The 26,302-nt window shown below is 41.8% G+C and carries 26 protein-coding genes; all 26 read right to left on the bottom strand.

Translation table 11 applies throughout. The features are described 5' to 3' along the window. Nucleotides 1–46: 46 nt before the first annotated feature. Entirely contained in the window at nucleotides 47–2,122 is a 2,076-nt protein-coding gene (topA, locus tag M2353_RS08030; RefSeq protein ID WP_008344821.1) for a type I DNA topoisomerase, read from the bottom strand. Between the two features lie 194 nt (nucleotides 2,123–2,316). Then, nucleotides 2,317–3,219: a DNA-processing protein DprA gene (gene dprA / locus M2353_RS08025; protein WP_041090524.1), complete on the bottom strand. Its 903-nt coding sequence runs from the start codon at nucleotides 3,217–3,219 to the stop codon at nucleotides 2,317–2,319. A 63-nt stretch (nucleotides 3,220–3,282) separates the two neighbouring features. Continuing rightward, entirely contained in the window at nucleotides 3,283–4,185 is a 903-nt protein-coding gene (gene sucD / locus M2353_RS08020; protein ID WP_007499624.1) for a succinate--CoA ligase subunit alpha, read from the bottom strand. Between the two features lie 22 nt (nucleotides 4,186–4,207). After that, nucleotides 4,208–5,368 (bottom strand): ADP-forming succinate--CoA ligase subunit beta, encoded by a 1,161-nt coding sequence (sucC, locus tag M2353_RS08015; protein ID WP_284725227.1) that lies wholly within the window; start codon nucleotides 5,366–5,368, stop codon nucleotides 4,208–4,210. Between the two features lie 176 nt (nucleotides 5,369–5,544). After that, nucleotides 5,545–5,820: a FlhB-like flagellar biosynthesis protein gene (locus M2353_RS08010; RefSeq protein ID WP_008344827.1), complete on the bottom strand. Its 276-nt coding sequence runs from the start codon at nucleotides 5,818–5,820 to the stop codon at nucleotides 5,545–5,547. Next, on the bottom strand, nucleotides 5,817–7,550 hold the full coding sequence (locus M2353_RS08005; protein ID WP_284725226.1) for a glycosyltransferase: 1,734 nt from the start codon (nucleotides 7,548–7,550) through the stop codon (nucleotides 5,817–5,819). The genes M2353_RS08010 and M2353_RS08005 overlap by 4 nt, the downstream gene beginning before the upstream one ends. Before the next feature lie 28 nt (nucleotides 7,551–7,578). Next, a complete protein-coding gene (locus M2353_RS08000) occupies nucleotides 7,579–8,343 on the bottom strand; it encodes a ribonuclease HII (protein WP_125588884.1) in 765 nt (254 codons plus the stop codon). 76 nt (nucleotides 8,344–8,419) lie between these two features. Then, nucleotides 8,420–9,268, bottom strand: a complete 849-nt coding sequence (gene ylqF, locus M2353_RS07995; RefSeq protein WP_007499632.1) for a ribosome biogenesis GTPase YlqF — start codon at nucleotides 9,266–9,268, stop codon at nucleotides 8,420–8,422. A 90-nt stretch (nucleotides 9,269–9,358) separates the two neighbouring features. Beyond that, nucleotides 9,359–9,706: a 50S ribosomal protein L19 gene (gene rplS, locus M2353_RS07990; protein WP_008344834.1), complete on the bottom strand. Its 348-nt coding sequence runs from the start codon at nucleotides 9,704–9,706 to the stop codon at nucleotides 9,359–9,361. Between the two features lie 137 nt (nucleotides 9,707–9,843). Beyond that, nucleotides 9,844–10,578 carry a tRNA (guanosine(37)-N1)-methyltransferase TrmD gene (gene trmD / locus M2353_RS07985; protein ID WP_007499635.1) on the bottom strand — a complete coding sequence of 245 codons (735 nt, stop codon included), beginning with the start codon at nucleotides 10,576–10,578 and terminating at the stop codon, nucleotides 9,844–9,846. Further along, on the bottom strand, nucleotides 10,575–11,099 hold the full coding sequence (gene rimM, locus M2353_RS07980) for a ribosome maturation factor RimM (protein WP_008344836.1): 525 nt from the start codon (nucleotides 11,097–11,099) through the stop codon (nucleotides 10,575–10,577). Before rimM ends, trmD begins: the two co-directional genes overlap by 4 nt. Nucleotides 11,100–11,107: 8 nt before the next feature. Further along, the gene (locus M2353_RS07975) at nucleotides 11,108–11,494 is read right to left on the bottom strand and encodes a YlqD family protein (RefSeq protein WP_008344839.1); all 387 of its coding nucleotides are present in this window, start codon (nucleotides 11,492–11,494) and stop codon (nucleotides 11,108–11,110) included. A 103-nt stretch (nucleotides 11,495–11,597) separates the two neighbouring features. Beyond that, on the bottom strand, nucleotides 11,598–11,843 hold the full coding sequence (locus M2353_RS07970; protein WP_012009937.1) for a KH domain-containing protein: 246 nt from the start codon (nucleotides 11,841–11,843) through the stop codon (nucleotides 11,598–11,600). Next, nucleotides 11,843–12,115: a 30S ribosomal protein S16 gene (gene rpsP / locus M2353_RS07965; protein WP_003212139.1), complete on the bottom strand. Its 273-nt coding sequence runs from the start codon at nucleotides 12,113–12,115 to the stop codon at nucleotides 11,843–11,845. Before rpsP ends, M2353_RS07970 begins: the two co-directional genes overlap by 1 nt. A 105-nt stretch (nucleotides 12,116–12,220) precedes the next feature. Further along, on the bottom strand, nucleotides 12,221–13,564 hold the full coding sequence (gene ffh / locus M2353_RS07960) for a signal recognition particle protein (protein ID WP_008344842.1): 1,344 nt from the start codon (nucleotides 13,562–13,564) through the stop codon (nucleotides 12,221–12,223). 13 nt (nucleotides 13,565–13,577) lie between these two features. Further along, nucleotides 13,578–13,910 carry a putative DNA-binding protein gene (locus M2353_RS07955; protein ID WP_008344844.1) on the bottom strand — a complete coding sequence of 111 codons (333 nt, stop codon included), beginning with the start codon at nucleotides 13,908–13,910 and terminating at the stop codon, nucleotides 13,578–13,580. Nucleotides 13,911–14,051: 141 nt separating this feature from the next. Then, complete coding sequence (gene ftsY, locus M2353_RS07950; protein ID WP_017359097.1) at nucleotides 14,052–15,038, bottom strand: signal recognition particle-docking protein FtsY; 987 nt, start codon at nucleotides 15,036–15,038, stop codon at nucleotides 14,052–14,054. Between the two features lie 21 nt (nucleotides 15,039–15,059). After that, nucleotides 15,060–18,620: a chromosome segregation protein SMC gene (smc, locus tag M2353_RS07945; protein WP_052320402.1), complete on the bottom strand. Its 3,561-nt coding sequence runs from the start codon at nucleotides 18,618–18,620 to the stop codon at nucleotides 15,060–15,062. 105 nt (nucleotides 18,621–18,725) lie between these two features. Next, nucleotides 18,726–19,469 (bottom strand): ribonuclease III, encoded by a 744-nt coding sequence (gene rnc, locus M2353_RS07940; RefSeq protein WP_017367233.1) that lies wholly within the window; start codon nucleotides 19,467–19,469, stop codon nucleotides 18,726–18,728. Between the two features lie 184 nt (nucleotides 19,470–19,653). Next, complete coding sequence (gene acpP, locus M2353_RS07935; protein WP_003212028.1) at nucleotides 19,654–19,887, bottom strand: acyl carrier protein; 234 nt, start codon at nucleotides 19,885–19,887, stop codon at nucleotides 19,654–19,656. Between the two features lie 81 nt (nucleotides 19,888–19,968). Continuing rightward, a complete protein-coding gene (gene fabG / locus M2353_RS07930; protein ID WP_008344855.1) occupies nucleotides 19,969–20,712 on the bottom strand; it encodes a 3-oxoacyl-[acyl-carrier-protein] reductase in 744 nt (247 codons plus the stop codon). After that, complete coding sequence (gene fabD, locus M2353_RS07925; protein ID WP_284725225.1) at nucleotides 20,712–21,656, bottom strand: ACP S-malonyltransferase; 945 nt, start codon at nucleotides 21,654–21,656, stop codon at nucleotides 20,712–20,714. The genes fabG and fabD overlap by 1 nt, the downstream gene beginning before the upstream one ends. A 15-nt stretch (nucleotides 21,657–21,671) precedes the next feature. Next, nucleotides 21,672–22,670, bottom strand: a complete 999-nt coding sequence (plsX, locus tag M2353_RS07920) for a phosphate acyltransferase PlsX (RefSeq protein ID WP_017359101.1) — start codon at nucleotides 22,668–22,670, stop codon at nucleotides 21,672–21,674. A 15-nt stretch (nucleotides 22,671–22,685) separates the two neighbouring features. Then, nucleotides 22,686–23,252, bottom strand: coding sequence for a transcription factor FapR (gene fapR, locus M2353_RS07915; protein WP_284725224.1), 567 nt, complete (start codon nucleotides 23,250–23,252; stop codon nucleotides 22,686–22,688). 112 nt (nucleotides 23,253–23,364) lie between these two features. Continuing rightward, entirely contained in the window at nucleotides 23,365–25,413 is a 2,049-nt protein-coding gene (gene recG / locus M2353_RS07910) for an ATP-dependent DNA helicase RecG (RefSeq protein ID WP_284725223.1), read from the bottom strand. After that, nucleotides 25,391–26,293 (bottom strand): L-serine ammonia-lyase, iron-sulfur-dependent, subunit alpha, encoded by a 903-nt coding sequence (gene sdaAA / locus M2353_RS07905; protein ID WP_024720342.1) that lies wholly within the window; start codon nucleotides 26,291–26,293, stop codon nucleotides 25,391–25,393. The genes recG and sdaAA overlap by 23 nt, the downstream gene beginning before the upstream one ends. Nucleotides 26,294–26,302: the final 9 nt, after the last annotated feature.

Below are 26,302 nucleotides of genomic sequence, written 5' to 3'. Positions count from 1 at the left end.
TTCTATTTGATGACATAAAAAAGCAGGTGAACAAGGCTGCTCACCGCTATTTTTGTTGTTCCTCTTTATAATCACAGTTCACACATTGAACTTGAATGCCTTTTTTCAGCTTTTTCTCTACAAGCATATTTTCGCATTTTGGACACTTTCTTTCAATTGGTTTGTCCCAAGAGACGAATTCACACTCTGGAAAACGATCGCAACCGTAAAAAATGCGGCGCTTCTTAGATTTCCGTTCAACGATATTTCCTTCGTGACAAGTTGGGCATTTGACACCAATATCTTTGACAATTGGTTTTGTGTTACGGCAGTCAGGGAAATTAGAGCATGCCATGAACTTACCGTATCTCCCCATTTTGTACACCATTGGATGACCACACTCTTCGCAATCAACTCCGGCGTATTCAGGCTCGATCTCAACTTCCTGCATCTCTGCTTCTGCTTTTTCTACCCGTTTTGCAAAATCTTGATAGAAACTGTCGATAATGCGTACCCATTCAATCGTACCTTCTTCAACGCTATCAAGTTCTTTTTCCATTTTCGCAGTAAATTCTACGTTAATGATTTCAGGGAAGAATTCAATAATTAAGTTGAGCACAATCTCTCCAAGCTCTGTTGGAATAAACCGTTTGTTATCAAGTGCCACGTAGCCGCGCTTTTGAATGGTATCTAATGTTGGTGCATACGTCGATGGGCGGCCGATACCTAGCTCTTCAAGGGTTTTGACAAGTCTAGCCTCAGTGTAGCGTGGAGGCGGCTGCGTAAAGTGCTGCTCTGGTTCAATATCTTTTGAAAGAACGGTGTCTCCCTCTTTCAGATCAGGAAGCATTTTGTCCTTTTCTTCTAACTGGTCGTCCTTCCCTTCAACATATACTTTCATAAATCCAGGGAATTTCACCTTACTTCCATTTGCACGGAAAGTAAGCCCGTTATTTTCAAGATCCACACTCATTGTATCAAGAACAGCTGGTGCCATTTGGCTTGCCACAAAACGTTCCCAAATCAATTTATAAAGACGAAGCTGATCTCTGCTTAGCACGTGTTTGACATCTGCTGGTTTTCTTAGCGTAGAAGTCGGACGGATGGCTTCGTGAGCATCCTGTGCATTTTCATTCTTTTTGGCAGTACGTTTTGTTGTATTCAAGAAATTCTTGCCATACGTTTGATCAATGAAAGCAGATACTTCTTCAATTGCCGTATTGGAAATACGTGTTGAGTCCGTTCTCATATATGTAATGAGACCTACTGTACCTTCTTTACCAAGATCAATTCCTTCATATAATTGCTGTGCAATCATCATCGTTTTCTTCGCACGGAAGTTTAGTTTTCTCGCTGCCTCTTGTTGTAAGGTAGATGTTGTAAACGGAACAGCTGGGTTGCGTTTACGTTCTTTTTTCGTCACTTTTTCAACAGAAAACTTGCTTCCTTTTAATTTCGAAAGGATTTCTTTTACATCTTCTTTTGTTTTTAGCGGATGTTTTTTGCCATTTACGCCAAAGAAACTCGCTTCAAAGCTTTCTTTCCCTTTTAGGAAGGTGCCATCAATTGTCCAGTATTCTTCTGGTTTGAATTCATTAATTTCATTCTCGCGGTCAATAATCAGGCGGAGTGCAACTGATTGAACACGACCGGCGCTTAAGCCCTTTTTGACTTTCTTCCATAAAATTGGGCTGATTTTATATCCAACGAGACGATCTAAGATTCGTCTTGCCTGCTGCGCATCAACCAAGTCCATATCGATCATACGTGGATGTTTAAAGGAATCTTTAATTGCATCTTTTGTAATCTCGTTAAAGACAACGCGGCAATCTGAAGAGAGGTCAAGGTCAAGGCTGTGGGCTAAATGCCAAGCAATCGCTTCTCCCTCTCTGTCGGGGTCAGCTGCGAGATATACTTTTTTTGCTTTTTTCGCTGCTGTTTTTAATTCTTTTAAGACTGGACCTTTTCCTCGAATCGTAATATATCTCGGTTCGAAGTCATGCTCAGTGTCAACACCAAGCTGACTTTTCGGTAAATCCCTTACGTGCCCCATTGAAGCCTTTACTTTATACTTTTTTCCTAAATAACGCTCAATCGTTTTCGCCTTTGCTGGCGACTCAACGATGACTAAATAATCAGCCATACTCAAAATCCCCCTTAAGAGGTGTTCTCTCTTTATCCATTTCACAAATTTATATTTATGTTAATTGCACCTATCTAACAGGCAATCGTTAAAAATTCTTTATGATGAACATCATTATAAACACGAAAAACAAAGTGTAAACTTAAATCCTCACTATTATTAAATATTCCGATGTCTTTTGTCAAACGATATTTTTATGGGAGTTCAGTATATTGAACACCACTCAAGGAGAATTCCTCTAAAATATCCTTCGTTGAATGAACAAGCTTGGCACCTTGCTGAATCAGTCTAGCTGGACCTATAGAATTAGAATCAAAGATCGATCCTGCAACAGCAAACACTTCTTTTCCTTGCTCTAATGCCTGGTAGGCTGTAATAAGCGAACCGCTCTTTTCTTTGCACTGGACCACGATGGTTCCTCTTGTCAGGGCACTAATTAATCGGTTTCTCATTGGAAAATGCCATTTTTCTGGTTTGATATAAGGAGGATGCTCTGACAACAGTAAATGATGTTCTCCCATATATTGAGCCATTTGCACATGTTCTTTTGGATATACATGTTGAAAGCCGCCAGCTACAACACCAATCGTTTTTCCTTTTTTTCTTATGCACTCTTTGTGTGCAAGTCCATCAATTCCTTTTGCTAAACCACTCACAATCATCCAATCTTCCTCTACAAGTTCTCCAACAATTTTCTTCACGCACGCTTCTCCATAAGAGGATGGCACTCGTGTACCTACTACACCTAAACTTTTTTCTTCATTTAAATAGGTAACGTTTCCTTTTAGGAATAATACTGGGGGAGGATCATAAATGTGTTTTAGTGAGCTGGGATATAAAGGTGATGTGATGGGAATCATGTGAATATTTTGCTTTAAATAGGCTTGAACGATGTGTTGAAAAATGGGGAATTCATTTTCTTCAGCTTGTTGTAAGCGGGTAAAGTCGATCTTTTGTAATGATCGATCCTGTTTGAAATGATGTGTTTCTTCATTTATATATAGCTCAGGATCGACTTTCCACCATTTTGTTAACAAAGAGGGTGAGATGAGGCCTTTTAAGCGGTGAAAAATCATTCTTTCGGACACGTTGTACATACCATTCCTCCAGTTTAAGATAGAAAGAAGAAGACTTGTCAAAGAACAAGTCTTCTTGTGTCATTAATGCGTTTTACAAGCTTCGAAGAGATTCTTCTCTTTTAACACTTTAATTAAGGTTTCTCCCATGACAGATGGTGTCTCTGCCACTTCAATTCCACATTCACGCATTGTTTTTACTTTTTCATCAGCAGTTCCTTTACCACCAGAAATAATGGCTCCAGCATGTCCCATACGTTTTCCTGGAGGCGCTGTTTTACCGCCAATAAAGCCAACAACCGGCTTGGTCATATTTGCTTTTACCCATTCAGCTGCTTCTTCTTCAGCAGTACCACCGATTTCACCAATCATGATCACAGCATGCGTTTCAGGATCTTCATTGAAGGCTTTTAATACATCAATAAAGTTCGTGCCATTGACAGGGTCTCCGCCAATTCCTACAGCTGTTGATTGACCAACACCAGCCTCTGAAAGCTGATGTACCGCTTCATATGTAAGCGTTCCAGAACGAGACACAACACCAACATGACCTTTTTTATGAATGTAGCCAGGCATGATGCCAATTTTACATTCTTCAGGTGTAATCACGCCAGGACAGTTCGGTCCAACAAGTCTTGTCTTCTTACCTTCCATATAGCGTTTCACTTTAACCATATCCAGAACTGGAATGTGTTCTGTGATACAAATCACTAGATCCACTTCTGCATCAACAGCCTCTAAAATGGCGTCTGCTGCAAATGGTGCTGGTACATAGATAACAGAAGCATTTGCTCCAGTTGTCTGTACTGCTTCAGATACAGTATTAAATACAGGAACTCCCTCTACTTCAGTTCCACCTTTTCCAGGTGTGACACCGCCAACGATATTTGTTCCATACTCAATCATTTGTTTTGTATGGAATAATGCGGTTGAACCGGTAATCCCCTGAACAATTACTCTCGTATTTTTATTAATAAATACACTCATTTAGGTTCCCTGCCTTTCTGCTCTACTTGACTAAAGATACGATCTTTTCTGCCCCGTCAGCCATAGACTCAGCAGAAGTGATATTTAAGCCTGAATCACTTAGGATTTTCTTCCCTAATTCAACGTTTGTTCCTTCAAGACGTACAACGAGTGGTAATGTTAAGCCGACTTGTTTCGTCGCTTCAACAACACCTTCTGCGATGACATCACATTTCATGATGCCGCCAAAAATGTTCACGAAAATCCCTTTGACATTTTGATCAGATAAGATGATTTTAAATGCTTCCGTTACTTTTTCAGCAGTTGCACCGCCGCCAACATCAAGGAAGTTTGCAGGGTCCCCGCCGTAATGCTTGATGATATCCATTGTAGACATCGCAAGGCCTGCTCCATTCACCATACAGCCAATATTCCCATCTAGAGAAATGTAGCTTAGGTCATATTTAGATGCTTCAATCTCTTTTGGATCTTCTTCATCAAGGTCACGGTATTCTAATATATCTTTTTGTCTATATAAGGCATTGCTATCAAAGTTTAATTTTGCATCAAGTGCCATGACTTTTCCATCACCTGTTACAACAAGAGGATTAATCTCGGCAATTGAACAATCCTTTTCAATAAACGCATTGTAAAGGCTTGTCATAAACTTAACAGCTTGACCAACTAATTTTGTTGGAATATTAATTTTAAACGCAACTTCTCTCGCCTGATAGGCTTGAAGACCAATCGCTGGGTCGATGACCACTTTCACGATTTTTTCTGGCGTTTTTTCTGCTACTTCTTCAATTTCAGTACCGCCTTCTTCAGAAGCCATCAAAACAATTCTTGATGTCGCTCTATCCAAAACGAGTCCTACATAGTACTCTTTTTGAATATCGCAGCCTTCTTCAATAAGTAAGCGTTTTATTTCGCGCCCTTCAGGCCCTGTTTGATGTGTGACAAGTATCTTGCCGAGCAATTCCTCTGCAAACCCTTTCACTTCATCTTTTGTTTTTGCAATTTTTACCCCACCTGCTTTACCACGGCCGCCTGCATGAATCTGTGCTTTTACGACATATACAGAGCTTCCTAGCTCTTCTGATGCTTTCACTGCTTCATCAGGTGTAAATGCTACTTTACCATTTGGAACTGAAACCCCATATTTTCTTAGGATTTCTTTTCCTTGGTACTCATGGATATTCATTTCCCATCCTCCCAACATATGTAGAAACAAAAATTATAAAATAGACTGCGCTTTCATTTTAAAGAATAAAAAAGAGAATGTCTAGGGTTCTATGTAAAATCGTAAAATCCTTCTAAACATTCAAACTTTTATTTTATTAAAAATATAAATTTTTCAGTCAAAACACTTATTTTACCTTATTTTTTCATTTTTTGATCCAACCGATAGATAAATGAAAATATTTCTGCTACAGTATCGTATAACGCTTCTGGGATTTCCTCATCGAGCGTTAAGTGGCGCATCAGTTCTACTAAATTACGGTCTTCTTGGATAGGGACGCCAGCTTTTTGAGCTTCTTCAATAATATGATCAGCCACATAGCCGCTGCCTGTTGCAACGACTTTTGGCGCTTTTTGTTTTTCTTCATCATAGTGTAGAGCGACCGCTCTTCTAAGCGGTTTTGAATCTTTCATACTCGTAAGTCCAGCCCTTTCTCGCTGATTTTATGAAAGTGTTCATCTAGAAAGTCAGACGGATCAATTGGCTCTTCTCTCTTTTTCGCTGTAATCCCCGTTAAACTATACCCTAGGGCATTTAAATTCTCTCGAACAGCTGGAATCATTGGATTAATGGTCCCTTGAAGTTCGTGAGCCGTCTCGACTGTAATTGACATGACTTTTTGCTGAATCGTACAGTCTATTAACGTTTCTTCTAAGTTTTCCATATTTAAATAAAACATTAAACGGCACTGAGAAATATCAATAGAGCCATCTTTTTTCTTATGCCCTTTTAGAATAAAGGTTAAATCTTGAACACTATGTTTTGAGAAAAGAGGGTAAGAAACCATCATTTGACTAACTGTTTGGTTTTCCTGATGCACTAGTAACTGCCCATTTAATCTATGGAATAATTGATCCATTTCTTTTTTTACGGGTTCCGGAACATCAGCTTGCCTTGCATCATTTAAAACCATCTTTAATTGGTGAAGCTCTTGGTTTTTGACATCTTGGCTGCCCTTTTCCAGTAATTTCAGCATTCCAATTTCATCTCGTACACCTATCGCTTTTTTCATCGTCATCAGTAAATCGAGTACATCGGTTTTATTGCTTAATGCTGGTTCAGTCTGCTGAATGACCTTTGCCAATGCGTTCGCCTCTGTTTTTGAAAGAAACGGAAATTCCTTTTGAAGCACAGCTGCCTTTGCGTCAGCCTGTGGCTCTGCCTGCTGGACTGCTTGAACCAGTGATGTGAGTTGTTTTACATCAAGCTGCTGCTGTCCGTCTGTGCCTTGCTTTGTGATGCTTGTCAGAATGCGTTCTATTTGCTGAAGCGGGAGCTGTTTTGGACTTAATAATTGCTGCACGCTGTTCTGATTCACTGTATCCACCTGTCGCCCTTGTATAACGGCGGGCTGGCTCTGCTTTGTTTGCTGAGCCGGATTGACATGAGGCTGCATCTGCTGCAAGCTTTCTCCTTGCTTCGTTTGACCTTCTTTTGCTCCTAGAAGCACCGATAAGAGCTTTTCTGCATGAACAGTTGTCTCAGCATTTACAACCGTACGAACGGCCTGTGTAAGAGCCTGTGTGGCTTCTGATTGCTTCGGAAGCTGTGTTAATCGATCTAGCAGTGCTGTCACATCCTGATGAAGTGCAGAGGGGGATTTCATCGCTAATATTGATTGGAGCACTCCTTGTTGAATCGGCAAATCTTTCTTTAAAGCAAAAAGAAGTGCTTGCAGACCTTTTTTGATATCCGCGCCTTGAAGTTGTTCAATCCATTTTACTGCCGTTTTTAACTCTGCTTCGTTGATGACCGGTTTTTCTTTTAAAAAGGCTGTAGCTGTTAACATTTGTTCAAGTCCATTTTTAAGCGACAGACCTTCTAGTAGTTTAGCTGCGGCATCCTTTAATGTTTTAGGATCTTGGTCAAATTGCTGAACAGGTCTTAATTTACTCAGACTGCCTCCACCTTCTTGTTCTAATTGGAACCAGTAGAAAGAATCGGCTTTTAGCTGAGCCGCTAGCTGCGCTTTGATTTTGGTCGAACCTATTTGAACAAGTGCTGTATCATCACCAAGCATTTTCAGTACTTTGCCGAGAATGAGCCGGTGAATATTTTCCTTTCCTTCCGTGTTAAGCGGAACAGATTCTGCCGTATTCAGCCGACTATTCAGTGCAGTATGTATATCTTCAACTCTTGTCATCACAGGCAGCCTCCTTGTGTCAAAATATTTATGAAATAACAGATTTCACTGGTGCAAATGATAACCGGTGGATAGGTGTGGCGCCATGTGTTTGAATGGCAGCCAGGTGCTCTTTCGTTCCATACCCTTTATGTTTTTCAAATTGATACTCAGGGTACTGGCGTCCATACTCTTCCATCATTTTGTCCCTTGTCACTTTGGCAATACATGCACCAGCTGCGATGGATGCGCTTTTAGCATCTCCTTTGATGATATTCTCCTGTTGAGTAGGAAGCGGGAGCGTCATCGCATCTATGAGTAGATAATCAGGTGTGTGAGTGAGCTGCTTTACAGCCTTCACCATCGCCAGTCTTGATGCTTCGTATATATTCATTTCGTCAATCGTTGCCGCATCAACAATGCCGATGCCGATGTCGAGTGCTTCCTTTTGAATGAGCTCATAATAGGTCATTCTTTTTTTCTCAGATAGCTGTTTTGAATCATTTAAACCGAGTAGGACGGTATCTTCTTTTAATATCACAGCTGCCGCCACAACTGGTCCAGCAAGTGGTCCTCTTCCTGCTTCATCTATGCCTGCAATACAAGTGTATCCTTGCGCTCTTGCTTTGGTTTCAAATTGCAGCATTTGCTTCCATGCTGCACGTAGTTCTTGCTGCTTTTCTCTCTCTTTGTTCCATTTGCCCATCAGTTTCTGGACACTTTTTCTTGTATCGTCTTTCAATAGTTCACGAATGTATGACTCGTCGTCAGCATGTTGTTCTATTAATTCTTTTATTTGTTTGACCGTGTACATTGGCTTTTCCGCAGCCTCCTTCTTTATATCGGCAGTTTTTCGCAAAAAATAAAGACCCGCATGAGCTGCGTGTCTTTTAGCTTTCAGGCTTCTCAAAAGTGAGGGGACCAAATTTTTCCGTTCGAATATCCCGAATAATGATTTCGGTCGTTTTGTCGTAATTAATGAATCCCCCACTCATCAGACAGCCGCGTTTTGTGCCAATGGCATCAAACAGCTCAACTGTATCTTCAGGTATTTCTGCTAAATCATAGCGTTTTTTTAACCGCTCTGGATAGTGCTCTTCTAAAAAGCGGAGCGCATACACTGCGACATCCTGCAAGTTGATGATTGAGTCTTTAATCGCTCCAGTGACGGCCAGCCTAAGACCTACTTGTTCATCTTCAAATTTCGGCCAGAGAATTCCGGGGGTATCGAGCAGTTCAAGTTCTTTTCCTACCTTCACCCATTGCTGTGACGTCGTAATACCAGGTCGATCTCCTGTTTTCGCAATATTTTTCTTTGCCAACCGATTGATCAGCGTTGATTTGCCGACATTGGGAATTCCGATAATCAAAGCTCGAATGGCACGCGGCTTAACACCTTTTGCTTTCATTCGATCGAACTTTTCTTTTAAGATTTCTTTTGATGTCGTAATGATTTGATTTAACCCTTGTCCATCGACAGAATTAATGGCAAGCGACCGTACACCTTGCGCTTCAAAGTGTGCCTGCCACTCTTTTGTCATACGAGGATCTGCTTTATCTGCTTTGTTCAAAAGCATAATTTTCGGTTTGTTTTGGAGGATTTCTTCAATCATTGGGTTTCTAGAGGACATCGGAATTCTTGCATCGGTTAATTCAAATACGATGTCGATGAGCTTTAATTTTTCTGTGACTTCCCGTCTTGCTTTTGCCATATGGCCTGGAAACCATTGAATTGTCATATGTGCACCTTCTCTCTTCTAACGGTTGTCTCTATACATTGTACAAAAAAAGAGCCTGTTACAGGTAACAAGCTCTTTCTTTTGATATCATTATCGTCTGATTTCTTTGATACGAGCCGCTTTACCGCGAAGTTCACGTAGGTAGTAAAGTTTCGCACGACGTACCTTACCGTGACGTACAACTTCGATCTTAGCGATTTTTGGTGTGTGTACAGGGAATGTACGCTCAACGCCTACACCGTAAGAGATCTTACGAACTGTGAAAGTTTCGCTGATTCCACCACCACGACGCTTAATTACAACACCTTCAAAGATCTGGATACGCTCACGAGTACCCTCGACAACTTTCACGTGTACACGTAAAGTGTCACCAGGACGGAACGCAGGAAGATCAGTGCGTAATTGTTCTTTTGTGATTTCTTCAATCAATTGTTGCATCGTTTTCAACTCCTTCCAACAGATGCTCATGTCCTCTTTCTTCATTGCAGCGGAACATCGTTTTCAAACTTGAATCGGCAAGCCGTCCAAGTCACAAGTAGTATCATACCACACCTGTATACCTTGTGCAATACAATCTAGTCATTATGAAGCTGCCAAAGCCATCTTTTTTCTTCATCCGTTAATGTTTTGCAAGAATCGATCAAATCTGGCCGTCTTGTATAGGTTCGCTTCAACGATTCTTTACGCCGCCACTCTTCAATTTTGGCATGATTTCCAGAGAGAAGCACATCTGGTACTTTCAATCCTTTATAATCAGCTGGTCTTGTATAGTGCGGATGCTCAAGCAGACCTGTACTAAATGAATCTTCGATATGAGACGCTTCTTTTCCAAGCACATGAGGCAAAAGCCTGACCACACTGTCTGCAATCATCATCGCCGGCAGCTCTCCGCCTGTGAGAACGAAATCCCCGATTGAGATTTCATCTGTGACAAGATGCTCCCTGATGCGCTCATCGTAGCCTTCATAGTGGCCGCAAATGAACATAAGATGCTCTTCTTTTGCAAGCTCTTCTGCTTTCTTTTGTGTATATCTTTCTCCTTGAGGACAGACAAGAATAATGCGGGGCTTCTTGTTTGCTTTTTTCGTTAAATCTTCTACCGCATCAAATACAGGCTGTGCTTTCAGAACCATGCCAGCGCCGCCGCCATACGGATAGTCATCCACTGTTTTATGTTTATGATCGGAATACTCCCTAAAATTCACGACATCAAATGAGACCGCATCTTTTTCCTGAGCTTTTTTTAAGATCGATGAGTGAAGCACTCCTTCAAACATTTCAGGAAACAGTGTTAAAAAGTCAATTTTCATTCGTCAATGAGTCCTTCCATCACTTCAATGTGTACTTTCTTGGATGAAATATCAACTGTTTTGACGACAGATGGAATATAAGGGATGAGGGCATCTTTTTTGCCTTTTCTGCCAACCACCCATACATCATTTGCCCCTGGCGTTAAAACTTCTTTGATTTGACCAATCAGTTTGTCCTCTTCATCATATACTTCACAGCCGATGATTTCGTGGAAATAGAATTCCCCTTCATCTAATGAACCAAGATGTTCTTTTTCTACTTTTAAAATCGACTCTTTTAATTGCTCAGCTTCATTTAATGAACCGACTTCTTCAAATGTCAGTAAATCAAATTGTTTGTGCTGTCTATGTGATGCGACAGTCACTTTTAGCGGTTCTTTTTGATTTTGTTTGAAAATATAAAGGACGCTGCCTTTTTTGTAGCGTTCTTCTGGGAAATCAGTCTTTGACACAACACGTACTTCTCCGCGCACTCCATGTGTATTGACGATCTTTCCGACATTCAACCATTCTAGCTCCATGTTCTCAATCACCCCTGACGTATTTCCACAATGGTGCCGTCTTTCACGACGATGACATTGTCTTGCATTTTGTCATCCCATTTATCACCTATTTTTACTTCAATCAGCGCATCCACTTCTGTTTCTTTCATTTCACTGCCAAGAGGCAAGATATGCAGCTGCTCGACTTGAAAGTCAATTTGCCTCATTTTCTCTTGTCTTTTTTCAATGGCTTTTTGAAATTGAGGGATGGCTTCTTGCTGATGTGGTTCTTTTTCATGCTTTTTGAGTTGAAAATATAGTTGATTGCACTCACGTTCTAGTCTTTCTTTTTTCTCCAAAAAAGTCGTTAACAGTTTGTCCTTACTGCTTTCAGTTAATACTTGCATGACGGTGACATGTTGAATGATCTGCATCTTCCTTTTTGTCCCCCTATCCGAAGGCATTTGTCCTCTACAGTATAACGAAAAATAGATTTAAACGTGTAAAAAAAGGGGAGGTCCTAAGCCCTCTCCCTTTTTAGTCAGCAATCTCAAGTTGAACTTTCTTAGAAGACTCTGCACTTGCTGCAAACATGACTGTTCGTATCGCTTTAGCTGTACGTCCCTGCTTTCCGATCACTTTTCCGGTATCTTCAGCATTGACAGACAGTGTGTAAATGACCTGCTCATCTTTTTCTAATGAAGATACATGAATATCTTCAGGGAAATCAACAAGTGGCTCGACGATGGACACAATCAATTCTTCCAAGGACAGCTCATTCATTATTTGCTGTTTTTCGCATTATGAAATTTTTCAAGAATTCCTTGGCTTGAGAAAAGGTTACGAACTGTATCAGATGGTTTCGCACCATTTTGAAGCCATTTAAGCGCTAATTCTTCGTTGATTTTCACCTCAGCTGGTGATAACACTGGATTGTATGTTCCAACTGTTTCGATGAAACGACCGTCACGTGGTGAACGAGAATCTGCTACAACAATACGATAGAAAGGAGATCTTTTTGATCCCATACGTTTTAAACGAATTTTTACTGCCATTTTACTAGCACCTCCGAAAATATTTCAACAAGATAGTATATTAACAATGATAAAAGGGTTTGTAAAGTGTTTTTTCTTAACAACGGTTTTATCATGTATAACCAATTACATAAATGGTAATTTAAAGCCGCCTTTTTTCTTTCCTTTGGACATATTGGTCATTTGCTTCATCATCTTTTTCATTTCGTCAAATTGTTTTAAAAGGCGATTGACTTCCTGTACAGATGTTCCGCTTCCTTTTGCAATCCGTTTTCTTCGGCTTGCATTGATGACCTCTGGCTGTTCTTTTTCTTCGGTCGTCATTGATTTAATGATCGCTTCGATGTGATTGAGCTGCTTTTCGTCTACTTGGACGTTTTTGAGCCCTTTCATTTTACCGGCTCCCGGCATCATTTGGATCAGTTCATCAAGTGGCCCCATGTTGCGAACCTGCCCAAGCTGCTCGAGGAAATCATCGAGCGTGAAGCTCATTGTCCGCATTTTTTGTTCAAGCTCTTTCGCTTTATCTTGGTCAACGTTTGCTTGTGCTTTTTCAATAAGCGTGAGCACATCTCCCATGCCAAGAATTCTCGATGCCATCCGCTCTGGATGGAATGGTTCAATTGCATCAAGCTTTTCACCTAGTGCGGCGAATTTAATCGGCGTATTTGTGACTGCACGAATTGATAGTGCTGCCCCGCCTCGCGTATCACCGTCTAGTTTTGTCAGAACGACACCTGTTAAACCAAGCTGTTCATTAAAGCTTTTTGCGACATTGACAGCATCTTGACCAGTCATCGAGTCAACAACGAGAAAAATCTCTTCTGGATTTGCGACTTCTTTTACTTTCTGAAGTTCATCCATTAAGTCTTCATCAATATGAAGACGTCCTGCTGTATCTAAAATGACATAATCATGATGTTCTTCTTTCGCTTTTTCAATTGCCTGTTTGGCAATTTCGACAGGACTAACTTGATCACCTAATGAGAATACGGGCATATCAAGCTGTTTCCCAAGCGTTTGAAGCTGCTGGATCGCTGCTGGTCTGTAAATATCAGCGGCCACCATCATCGGCTTGCGATTATGTTTTTTGCGAAGTAAGTTGGCAAGCTTTCCAGTTGTGGTCGTTTTACCTGCCCCTTGAAGACCAACCATCATAATGACAGTTGGAGATTTTTTCGCTACAGCGATTTTACTCTCTTCCCCGCCCATTAATTCAGTGAGTTCTTCTTTTACAACTTTAATGACCTGTTGTCCTGGGGTAAGACTTTGCATGACCTCTTGTCCAACTGCCCGCTCGCTTACTTTTTTCACAAAGTCTTTGACTACTTTAAAATTGACGTCAGCTTCAAGAAGGGCAAGGCGTACCTCGCGCATCATTTCTTTTACATCTTGCTCTGACACTTTTCCTTTGCCGCGGATTTTTGAAATCGTCTGCTGCAGTCGGTCGGCTAATCCTTCAAATGCCATACTGTGCCGCCTCCTAATCTAATTTCTCAAGCGATTCAATTAAAGCTTCTGCTTCTTCCTTTTGCGCGGAATCTGCTACAAGCTCTCTCATTTTTGTGAGAAGTTCTTTACGCTCTTTAAATTTCTTAAACAAGAGCAGCTTTTCTTCATATTGTTCAAGCATCGCTTCAGTCCGTTTAATATTATCATAAACAGCCTGTCTTGATACTTCATATTCATCCGCAATTTCACCGAGGGAAAAATCGTCTAGGTAGTAAAGCGACATGTAGCTCTTTTGTTTTGCGGTCAACAACGATTGATAGAAATCAAACAAGTAGTTCATTCTCGTTGTCTTTTCAAGCGTCATGGGCTCTCTCCCCTTTGTTAAGTTCATTCCCTTTACAACAACTAAGTCTACACGGTTCTAATCTATGTGTCAAGTTTTTATCTTGTCACTTCCTGCGGCGATATTTAAATAAAAAAGCCGGCAGTTTTGCCGGCAGTTTGATTAGTCTTCTTGATCAATCATGTCTGAGAATAATCCATACACATACGATTCAGCATCGAACTCTTGCAGATCGTCTACTTTTTCACCTAATCCGACAAGTTTTACAGGGATGTTGAGCTCATTGCGAATGGCAAGAACAATCCCGCCTTTTGCAGTACCGTCAAGCTTTGTTAAAGCGATACCTGTCACGTTTGTCGCTTTAGAAAATTCCTTCGCTTGCGCCATCGCATTTTGACCCGTTGTCGCATCAAGGGCAAGCAGTACCTCGTGCGGTGCATCGGGCACTTCGCGTTCAATGACTCTCTTGACCTTCTCTAGCTCTTTCATCAAGTTGACTTTGTTTTGCAGTCTGCCTGCTGTATCACAGATCAAGACATCTGCTTTTTTGGCTTTAGCTGATTGAACGGCATCATAGATGACCGCTGCCGGGTCAGAGCCAGCTGTTTGTTTAACGACAGGAACACCAGAGCGCTCGCCCCATACTTCAAGCTGCTCAATCGCCCCCGCACGGAACGTATCACCTGCTGCTAAAATGACGGATTTCCCTTCATTTTTCAGCTTGTTTGCCAGCTTACCAATGGTTGTGGTTTTACCGACACCGTTCACGCCTACGAATAAAATAATATTTAAACGGCCGTCTTCAATGTTCAGTTCAGAGATTTGTTCCTCACCGCTATTGTAAATCTCTACGAGTTTTTCAGAGATGACTGCTTGTACTTCACTTGGGTCTTGAATGTTTCTTAATTTCACTTCTTTTTTCAGCTCATCAATCAGTTCCATCACAGTCGTGAAACCAACATCCGCACCGATTAACACTTCTTCTAGTTCTTCAAAAAAGTCTTCATCCACTTTACGATAGCGAGAAATGAGTTCATTTACTTTTCCCTGAAACGAATTTCTCGTTTTTTCAAGTCCATCTTTAAACTTTTCTGATACTGAATCGGTTTGTTGCGTAAATTTTTCTTTTAATTTCTTAAAAAAGCTCATGGGTTCAAAAACCTCCTTTAATTACTGGACAAGCTCTTTCGTTTCCTCTAGTTTGACAGATACCAGTTTTGAGACACCTGACTCCTGCATCGTGACACCGTACAGAACATCTGCTTCTTCCATGGTTCCTTTTCGGTGTGTAATCACAATGAACTGTGTTTCTTGGCTGTATTTCTTTAAATACTGGGCAAAGCGGAACACATTCGCTTCATCAAGTGCCGCTTCTACCTCATCTAGCACACAGAATGGAACTGGTCTCACTTTTAAGATCGAGAATAATAAAGCGATGGCTGTTAATGCTCTTTCTCCGCCTGAAAGCAGACTTAGATTTTGCAGCTTTTTCCCCGGCGGCTGCGCCACAATATCGACACCTGAGTTTAGTAAATCGTTTGGATCTGTCAACTTAAGGTCTGCTCTTCCTCCGCCAAATAATGCTTGGAAAACAGATTCAAAATGCCCGCGGATTTGAGAGAATGTCTCAGAGAAACGTTTCGTCATCTCCTGATCCATTTCTTCAATGACTTGGAATAACGTATTTTTCGCTTCTGTCAGATCATTGCGCTGTTCAGTTAAGAAGAGAAAACGTTCATTCACACGTTCATACTCGTCAATGCTGCCTAAGTTCACTGTTCCAAGCTCTTCAATGGCTAGTTTGATCAATTTCACGCGTTTTCTTGCTTCATCCGGTGATAGCGTCAGATGATACATTTCTTTTGCTCCTTCAAAAGAAAGGGCATACTCTTCGTTTAAATAGGCGATGAGGTTATCAAGTTCAACTTCCATGCGGCCAAGCTTGATTTCTTCATCTTTTAAGCTTGTCGTGAGCTGTTTATACAGGCGTTTTTGCTCTTTCAGTTCTCGTTCAGCGAATTCTAATGTTTCAGAAAGAGCCAGGCGCTGTTTGCGTCGCTCTGAGATAAGCGCTGTCGTTTTGTTTTTATGTTCCAGTTTCTCTTTTGCCGCTTCTTCCAGTTGTTCGGCGCCGCTTGAGCTGGATGACATTTCACTTGTTAAGAGGGACAAATCTTCTTTTGTTTCCGTCAGCGTCTTTTCAGCCTCTTCTAATTCAGCCGTTAAGCTCGACAGTTTTTCTTGTTCATTTGCTAATGACTGCTCTTTTTTGGCAAGCGAGATTTTCAGCTCTGTTAATTCGGAAGAAATGGTTTCTTTCGTTGAGCTTTGGGTCTGCTTCCGTTTTGTTAACGTGTTGATCTCTTCGTCAAGAGAGGTCAGTTTCTCACCTATAGATGTTTCAAGGGCTGCCTGCTCTTTATCCTTGCTCGCAAGTTCGCTAGAGCGCTGCTGCAACTCTGCTTTTTCTTGATCATAGAGCTCTAGATGAGCGTTAATATTTTTTTCAGCTACTTGCAGTTCATATAATGTCCCTTTTAACTCTTGCTGCTTTTCTCGAAGCATTTCGCCGCGCTGACGCAATTCATTTAATTGGACTTCGCTTTCGGCAATCGATTGCTTCGTTTCTTTTGTTTCTTTTTCAAGGATCGTTGTTTTTTCTTCCATTTCAACGAGCTGCTTTGTTAATGTTTCAATCTCTCGGTTTCTGGAGAGGAGGGAATTGTTCTTTTTCTTTACGCCTCCCCCAGTCATTGAACCGCCTGGGTTCACGACGTCCCCATCAAGGGTCACGATACGATAACGATGTCCAAGCATTTTCGCTAGCTCGTTGGCACCTTTTAAGTCTTGAACAATCAGGACTGTTCCAAGCAAATTCCGAATGACTTTTTCATACTTTTCGTCAAAGGAAACGAGCTGACTCGCCACGCCGATAAATGCGTCATGCTGCTCAGCTGTTTGAATATCTCTGAACTGAATGGTTCGTTCTTTGATGACGTTCATCGGCAGGAAGGTCGCACGCCCAAAGGAATGCTGCTTTAAGTATCCAATGGCCTGTCTGGCAGCCGCTTCATTTTCAGTAACGACATGCTGCGTGGCTGCGCCAAGTGCAATTTCAATCGCTGTTTCATGTTGCTGCTCTGTTTGAATCAGCTCTGCAATCGCCCCGTGAATACCGCCTAACCGGTCCTTTGCCTTTAAAACCTCTTTCACTCCTTGGAAAAATCCTGAGAAGTCTTCCTGCATGGATTCAAGCATTTCTTTTTTAGATTTTGCCTGCTGTACATATTGATAGGCTTGGTAAAGAGCCGTTTCTTTTTTCTCGTATTGACGTTTCATCTGCTCTAGCTTTTGTTCCGCTTCTCTAAAGCGTTTCACCTGAGCCAAAATGTCTTCTTCTCGTTCTGAAAGTTGCTTCTCGGCTTCTGTTTTCTTTTCCTTCACAGATACCCGTTCTTCGATATGTTTCTGATTATTTTGCGTTAACCGCTCTAGCTGCAAGGCAGCTTGGCGCTGCTGTTCTTCTAGTAATGTACGTTCGTTTCGGATAGAAGCTTGCTCGTTTAATAGGTCAAAATAATCGCTTTTTAGCTGTTCAATTTGCCCTTCCACATCTTCACTATGAAGAGACAGCTGATGCTGTTTTGTTTTCACTTCATCTTTTAGCTGCTGCACTTCTGTTTGCAGGCTGTCACGTGTGACTTTCTGCTGTTCAATCTTTTCCGTTAACAACGCCTGTTTTTCGGTTAAACGCACGAGCGTGTCTTCTAGCTGCCCTTGGTTAGCGGCCGCATTTTTTTTCCGTTCTTTTAGAACTTCTTTTTTCCCTTCAAGTTTTTCTAGTTCTTCACTTGTGAAAAGGAGGACTTCTTGGAGGTCATGAATCGAATCGTCAAGCGCCTGAATACGGTCTCTCGATTCTTCGATTTTGGCTTCCTTCGCTTGAATGTCTGTGGACTGCTTCATTTCATCTTGTTTGAACCGCTCGACAGCTTCACCAAGTGTTGTCCATTTTTTGTGCAGTGCTTCAATATCATGGACGGTGAGAGCAATTTCTACATTTTCAAGTTCTTCTTTCTTTTGCAAATAGTCTTTTGCAATAGATGCCTGCATTCTTAGTGGTTCTACTTGATCTTCTAGTTCATGCAGAATATCTTCTACCCGGTTTAAGTTGTCCTGCGTTTCAAACAGTTTATTCTCGGCTTTTTTCTTTCTTGTTTTATATTTCAGGACACCAGCTGCTTCTTCAAAAATGCTACGTCTTTCTTCAGCTTTACTCGATAGAATCTCTTCTACCTTACCTTGGCTGATGATCGAAAAAGCTTCTTTTCCAAGACCTGAATCCATGAAAAGATCAATAATATCCTTTAAGCGGACAGATTGATTGTTAATGAGAAATTCACTTTCTCCAGAACGATAGACTCTTCTTGTCACACTGACTTCGTGAAAATCGATCGGCAAAAAGTGATCTTCGTTATCGAGCGTTAATGTCACTTCTGCTAAGTTGACTCGTTTTCTTGAGTCACTTCCTGCAAAAATGATGTCTTCCATTTTTCCTCCGCGGAGGCTTTTTGCTGATTGCTCTCCAAGTACCCAGCGGATCGCATCAGTAATATTACTTTTGCCGCTTCCGTTTGGTCCAACAACAGCTGTAACCCCTTTGACAAAGTCTACAGTCACCCGCTGTGCGAAAGATTTGAATCCTATCACGTCTAAACGTTTGAGGAACATGAGAGTGATCCTCCTTATGTATTTAAAGTACTATTATCTTACCATATGAACTGAAAAAAGATGATGGAAAACAGAGTGAAATCCCCCTGAATCACGAGGGGGATTTTATTGGTTCATATGATGTTTCTGTAATTTAGCAAGTGCTTCCTGTGCAGCATGCTGTTCCGCTTCTTTTTTTGAACGGCCATTTCCAATTCCGAGCACTTCTCCCCTAAGGGATACATTTGCTTCAAATTCCCGGTTATGTGCTGGGCCTTTTTCATGCAGGATTCGGTATTCAAGTACACCTTTTCCATCTCGCTGAACAAATTCTTGAAGCTGGCTTTTAAAGTCCATAACATGTGAGAATGCCCCGTCATTAATTTTCGGGTACACATAGGCTTCTAGGAATCGTTCAACAGGCTCAAGTCCTTGATCTAAATAAAGCGCTCCGATAAACGCCTCAAATACGTCTGCTAAGAGTGCCGGACGCTTTCTGCCGCCTGTCATTTCTTCCCCTTTTCCTAAAAGAACAAGGTCTCCGAAGGACAGCTCATGTGCTAATGACACAAGTGATGGCTCACATACGATCGCCGCTCTCAGTTTTGTTAAATCTCCCTCGCTCATGGCTGGATACTTTGCAAATAAGAACTGTGAGATCGTCAATTCTAAAACAGCGTCCCCTAAAAATTCAAGTCTTTCATTATCCTCATAAGGTTTTTTCCGATGCTCATTCACATAAGAGGAATGTGTAAAGGCTTGATAGAGTAGTTTTTCATTTTTAAAGTGTACAGAAATGCGCTGCTGAAATTCTCTGAATTGCTCTAGTTTTTTGCTCTGTTTCTGTTTGTCTTTATAGTGTTTTGGCATAGCAACCTCCAGGTAGGCGTCATCGCCTTTAAGGATACTGATTATATGGAGTCTCTCTTTCTACATGCAAGGAAACCGTGCTCCTTAGCATCTGAAAAAGGCTGACAATTGATCAGCTGAATATGTTGAAACTAACATAAATTTTCAAAGTCCCGCCATGAAAATAGACGGGACTTTGTTACGCTTATTGCTGGCTATTTATGTAGTTCACAGCGTCACCGACTGTTGCAATTTTTTCAGCATCTTCGTCAGAAATTTCCATATCGAACTCATCTTCAAGTTCCATAACTAGCTCAACTACATCAAGGGAATCAGCGCCTAAATCTTCTTTAAATGAAGCTTCCATTTTCACGTCAGCCTCATCAACGCCAAGGCGGTCTACAATAATTTTTGATACACGCTCTAATACGTCTGCCATTGCCTTTCACCTCCCCTCAAAGTATTATAGTTGATACGTTTTTAAAAAACTAGAGAAAACGTAACGAAATTTTGATATTTCTTAGGACATAACCATTCCGCCATCCACTTGGATGGTTTGGCCTGTAATATAACCTGCTCCTTCTGAAGCTAAAAAGACAACAACGTTGCTTATATCTTCAGGCGCACCAAAGCGTGCGAGCGGGATTTGCTTCAGCATTTCTGTTTGAACATTCTCATCAAGCTTGTCAGTCATATCAGTAGAAATAAAGCCTGGTGCTACGGCATTGACTGTAATATGACGGCTTGCCAGCTCTTTCGCTGTTGTTTTCGTTAAACCGATCACACCTGCTTTTGCTGCAACATAGTTTGCTTGTCCAGGGTTTCCGCAAACGCCGACAACAGATGCTACATTGATGATTCTTCCGCTGCGCTGTTTCATCATTTGACGTGTCACAGCTTTTGTACAGTTGAAGACACCTTTTAAGTTTATGTTAATGACATCATCCCATTCATTTTCTTTCATTCTCATGAGCAGGTTGTCCTTTGTAATTCCAGCATTATTCACAAGAATGTCGATTGAACCAAATGTATCAACGGCTTGTTTCATTAATGCCTGTACTTCTTCTGCATTTGACACATCCGCTTTGACAGCAAAAGCCTGCTGGCCAAGTGCTTTGATCTCATCTACGACTTCATTTGCTTTTGCTTCGTTGCCTGAATAGTTCACCACAACATTGGCACCTTTTTTCGCCAAATCGATCGCAATCGAACGACCAATACCGCGAGATGCACCTGTGACAACGGCTGTTTTATTTGTAAGCATCAAGAATCCCCCTTGAGTGTTTGAATGGCTGCTTCAATTGTTTCTTGATCTGATACGGAAATGGTCGTCAGGCGGCGATTGACTTTTTTCACAAGACCTGAGAGCACTTTACCAGGACCAATTTCAATAAATGTTGTCACGCCTAAGTCAATCAGGCGTTCTACACTTTCTTCAAATCGAACAGGAGAATACAATTGTTCAATCAGCTTCGTTTCAATTTCATTACGTGATGTCACGATGTCTGCTGTTACGTTTGAAATCACTGGCGTCGCGGCATCAGAAATGTCTAATTTAGATAATACATCTGTGAATTTTTCAGCTACTGGTTTCATTAATGCAGAATGGAAAGGTCCACTCACTTCAAGTGGAATTGCACGTTTTGCGCCCTTTTCTTTCGCTTTCTCTGATGCAAGTTCCACACCTTTTGCTGTACCAGAGATGACGATTTGGCCCGGACAGTTTAAGTTCGCAAGTTCTACAAGATGACCGCTTTCTGTCACTTCTTTTGTCACTTCTACAAGCGCTGCTTGGTCTAAGCCAAGAATTGCCGCCATTGCGCCTTCTCCTGCTGGAACGGCTTCATTCATTAATTCGCCGCGCTTTCTCACTGCGAAAACGGCATCTTTAAACGAAAGAGCTCCCGCTGCAACAAGGGCCGTATATTCACCCAGGCTGTGCCCTGCTGCATAATCTGCTTTGATTCCGCTCTCTTCAAATTTCTTTAAGATCGCGATGCTTGTCGTTAAAAGAGCTGGCTGTGCATTATATGTCAGCGTCAGTTCTTCTGCATCTCCTTCAAAAATCATTGAAGATAAATCAAAACCAAGGGTCTGATCTGCTTCTTCAAACACAGCTTTAGATGCTGCTTCTTGGTCAAATAAATCTTTTCCCATGCCAATTTTTTGAGAGCCTTGGCCTGGGAATAAAAAAGCAATTTTACTCATGCTGCTCTACCTCCATTACGACTCATTCGTGTCTTCTTTTTGAACTTCTTGATGAATGATAGCTGAAACGTCTTTTTTAACGATGTCGCGCGCCTGACGAATGGCATGAAAAATCGCATTTTCATCAGAGGAACCATGCGCTTTAATAACGGGTGCTTTCAAACCAAATAATGCGGCACCACCATATTCGGAGTAATCCATTTTAGATTTCATCTGCATTAATTTTGGCTTCATCATACCTGCTGCTATTTTAGCTGTGAAGCTGGATGTTAAGGTTTCTTTCAGCATTTTAAAAACAGAAAGGGCTGTGCCTTCGATCGTTTTAAGGGCGATATTCCCCGTGAAACCATCTGTGACAACGACATCAGCTACACCCTCTAATAAATCACGCGATTCTACATTTCCTACGAAATTCAAATCTGATGCTTTTAATAATTCAAAGGTTTTTTTCGTTAAATCGTTGCCTTTTTTATCTTCTGTCCCGACATTTAAAAGTCCAACGCGTGGATTGCTCTTCGGGAAGACATGCTCTGCGTAAATAGATCCCATCATGGCATATTGCACAAGATGCTCTGGCTTTGCATCAACGTTTGCGCCGACATCCAATAATAAGAACCCGCTGCCATCAAGTGTTGGCAACGTCGGAGCAAGTGCTGGTCTGTCAATGCCATCAATTCTGCCTACGATAAACAGGCCTGCTGTCATGAGTGCCCCAGTATTTCCAGCTGAAATACAGGCATCTGCTCTTCCTTCTGAAACTTCCTGCGCCATTTTCACCATAGAAGAATCCTTTTTACGTCTCACTGCACGCACTGGTTCATCCGTTGGTTCAATGACTTCTTTTGCATCTAAGATCGTGATGCGTTCATGATTTGTTATGTATGATTTGATCTTGCTTTCATCGCCGACTAGTGTAATCTCGATATCTGAAAATGCTTCTAAGCTTTTTTGCACACCGTCAATAATGGCTTTAGGGGCATGATCTCCCCCCATTGCATCGACTGCAATTCTCATGTTATGTGCCACCTTTTACTTTTGTTTTGAGCGATACATGACGAAATCGCCTGAGAAGACAACTTCCTCACCTACATAGCTGTTTACTTCAACTACGGTTCTGCCTTTTTCTTTATCATGTGAGGCAACTTTGGCTTTTGAGACGACTCTTTCGCCTTGTTTGACCTGCCTTGTAAACTTAATATTTGCTTTTGCTGTCAAAGCCAGTTCATCGTCGATGACGGCTACTGCCAGCGAATTTGCCTGGGCAAAAAGATGATGTCCCCTGGCAATTTGGTTACGGCTGAATACATGCTCTTTTCTTACTTCAAAAATGGAAATCGCTTGATCATCAAGCTCTACATCAATCATTTCTCCAATGACTTCATCCAGCGGAAGAGACTTCACTTCATCCTTTAATGTCTTTTCGGCCACGTGCTTAATTCGTTCGCGTAATTCAGGGATTGACAGCTCCAAACGGTCAAGACGAACTGTTTGAATGCTTACACCGAACTTACTTGCCAATTCTTCATCAGTAATGAACGGAGTCGAGCTGATCGTTTGCTGGAGAAGCCTTTGTCGTTCTTTTTTATTTAGTTTCATATGCAGACACCATCCGTACATTTATGACTAGGTACTAATAGTAGTATATAATCTCATAGATGATAAATCAATCCTTGTTTCAAAAAGACAAGAAAATTCCTCCAGCACTTGATCAGCTCAATTTATCTCCGCCAAGCACACCGCTGTCTACGAGTGTTTGCCTAAGTTCTTTGTATTCAGGGTCTGTCCAAAAGGCATCAGACTGCACGAGCTCTGCCGCATCTTTTCTAGCGGTTTCAAGCGCTCTATAGTCATGAACCATATCTGCCACTTTAAATTCAGGCATTCCGCTTTGTTTTTTGCCAAAGAAGTCGCCAGGGCCTCTTAGTTCTAAGTCCTTTTCAGACAGTTCAAAGCCATCCGTTGTTTCAGACATGATCCGCATGCGCTCTTTACCAGTCTCTGATTTAGGGTCCGCCATTAAAATACAAAAAGATTGATGCTCTCCGCGTCCGACCCGGCCTCTTAACTGATGAAGCTGTGACAGTCCAAAACGGTCCGCATCATAAATGACCATGATGGTCGCATTTGGCACGTTGACTCCAACTTCAACAACTGTCGTTGACACAAGGATTTGCACTTCATTGGAAGTGAAATCTCTCATCACTTGATCTTTTTCATCACTTGCAAGTTTCCCGTGCATTAAGCCGATCGACCATTTTCCGCGATACGCCTCTGTCAGCATGCTGTGAACATCAATCGCATTTTGGACATCCAGTTTGTCTGATTCTTCTATAAGTGGACAAATAATATACGCTTGTCTGCCTTTTCTGAGCTCTTTATCAACAAAAGCAAGAATCCGCTCAAGCATGTCATGCTTCACCCAATACGTTTCAATCTGCTTTCGGCCGGCTGGTAGCTCATCAATGACAGAGACGTCCATTTCTCCAAATACTGTGATGGCAAGCGTTCTTGGAATCGGCGTTGCGGTCATAAACAAAACATCTGGGTCCTGCCCTTTGCTTCGCAGTTTTTTCCGCTGTTCCACGCCGAACCTGTGCTGTTCATCTGTAATAACAAGACCAAGCTGCTGAAATTCCACTTCATCCTGGATAAGGGCATGCGTGCCGACTAAAATATCAATATCTCCCTCTTTCAGACGTTCAAGCAGTTCTCTGCGGCGCTTTCCTTTCACTGAACTCGTCAAAAGAGCAATATTTAGCCCCCATTTTTCAAATAGCTGATACAGTGAATCGGCATGCTGTTCAGCCAAAATTTCAGTTGGCACCATCAGCGCACCTTGAAAGCCGGATAAATGAGCGGCATAAAGGGCAATTGCCGCTACAGCTGTTTTCCCCGATCCAACATCCCCTTGAAGAAGCCGGTTCATTCGGTACGGGGATGCCATATCTGACATAATTTCATCCAGCACTCTTGATTGTGCTTTTGTCAGTGGGAACGGCAGGCTATGAACAAACTCAAAGACCGCCTCTTTTGAGAACGGATGCTGGATGCCTGATGTTTTTTCTCGTTCTTTTTTTCTGATCGCCTGCATCTTCAGCTGAAAGATGAGAAATTCCTCGTACACGAAGCGTCGTCTTGCTTGCTTGAGCGAGTCTCTCGTTTCAGGGAGATGAATGGTTTTTAGTGCTTCTTGATAAGACATGAGTTTATAAGCAGCTACAAGCTGTTTTGGCAGTGGATCTTCTGCATGATCTACATAGAGTGACAACGCTTGTTTTACAAATCGTCTCATCATCTTCACGGTTACATTTTCTTTGACTGAATAAACAGGTTCTATACTGCCATCTTGTTCGTGTGTTCCTTTTTTAAATTCCTGAACCATAATGGATTGCCGGTTTTTATCCCACTTCCCTGTGACGGATACCGTATCGCCTAAAACAAGACTTCGTTTTAAATAAGGGCGATTGAAGCATATGGCTGTAATCAAAAAACGACCGACAAGCAGCCTGAATGTCAGCCTGCTTCGTTTTTTTCCATAATAGGTGAGAACGGGCTCACTGTGCACTTTTCCTTCAACTGTGACACGTTCGTCATGCCTGACTTCTTCTAAGTTGCGAAGCTCATAGTCGTCATATCGATAAGGGAAGTAGCCGAGTAAATCGGCTACTGTGTAGATTCCAAGTTCATTTAGTGTTTTTTCTGTTTCTTCTCCAATCCCTTTCAAGGCAGAGATCTTATCTTGCAATTTCTGTATCACGAGATGAGGTCACACCTCCGAAAATCTTCTTTTCAAGCTCTCTTGCTGTCGGTGTTGCAGCAAGTCCGCCTTGTGCGGTCTCACGAAGAGCGGTTGGCATCGTTTGACCAATTTTGTACATCGCATCAATGACTTCATCACAAGGGATGCGGCTTGTAATGCCGGCAAGTGCCATATCTGCTGCAATCATCGCATTAGAAGCGCCCATTGCGTTTCGTTTCACACATGGCACTTCCACAAGTCCTGCGACTGGATCGCAAACAAGACCTAGCATATTTTTTAAGGTGATGGCCATGGCTTCAGCGGATTGCTGCGGTGTACCGCCTGCCATTTCTACAATGGCTGCTGCTGCCATACCTGATGCAGATCCTACTTCTGCCTGACAGCCGCCTGCTGCACCAGAGATACTTGCGTTATTGGCGACAACAAAACCAAATGCACCAGATGTAAATAGGAATCTGACCATTTGTTCCTTTGTTGGCTTTAATGTTTCTTTCACCGCAAAGAGCGTTCCTGGCACAACACCTGCTGAGCCAGCTGTAGGCGTTGCACAGATCGTTCCCATTGCTGCGTTCACTTCATTTGTTGCCACTGCCTTACTGACAGCATCTAAAATGGTATGACCAGACAATGTTTTGCCTGATGCGATATATGCTTGAAGTTTCACCGCATCCCCGCCTGTTAAACCAGATAATGATTTCACACCTTTCAGTCCGTTTTCAACGGCCTGTTCCATCACTTCTAGGTTGCGGTACATCTGCGAGAAAATGTCTTCACGTGACTTCCCTGTCACTTCCATTTCTTGAGTAATCATAATTTCTGAAATGGAGGTATTCCGTTCTTCTGTTAGCTGCACGAGTTCTTTGACGTTTTTAAACATCATACATAA

This window comes from Bacillus aerius (assembly GCF_029894105.1).
GTDB lineage: Bacteria > Bacillota > Bacilli > Bacillales > Bacillaceae > Bacillus > Bacillus altitudinis.
This window is presented reverse-complemented; position numbering and strand designations above follow the sequence as displayed.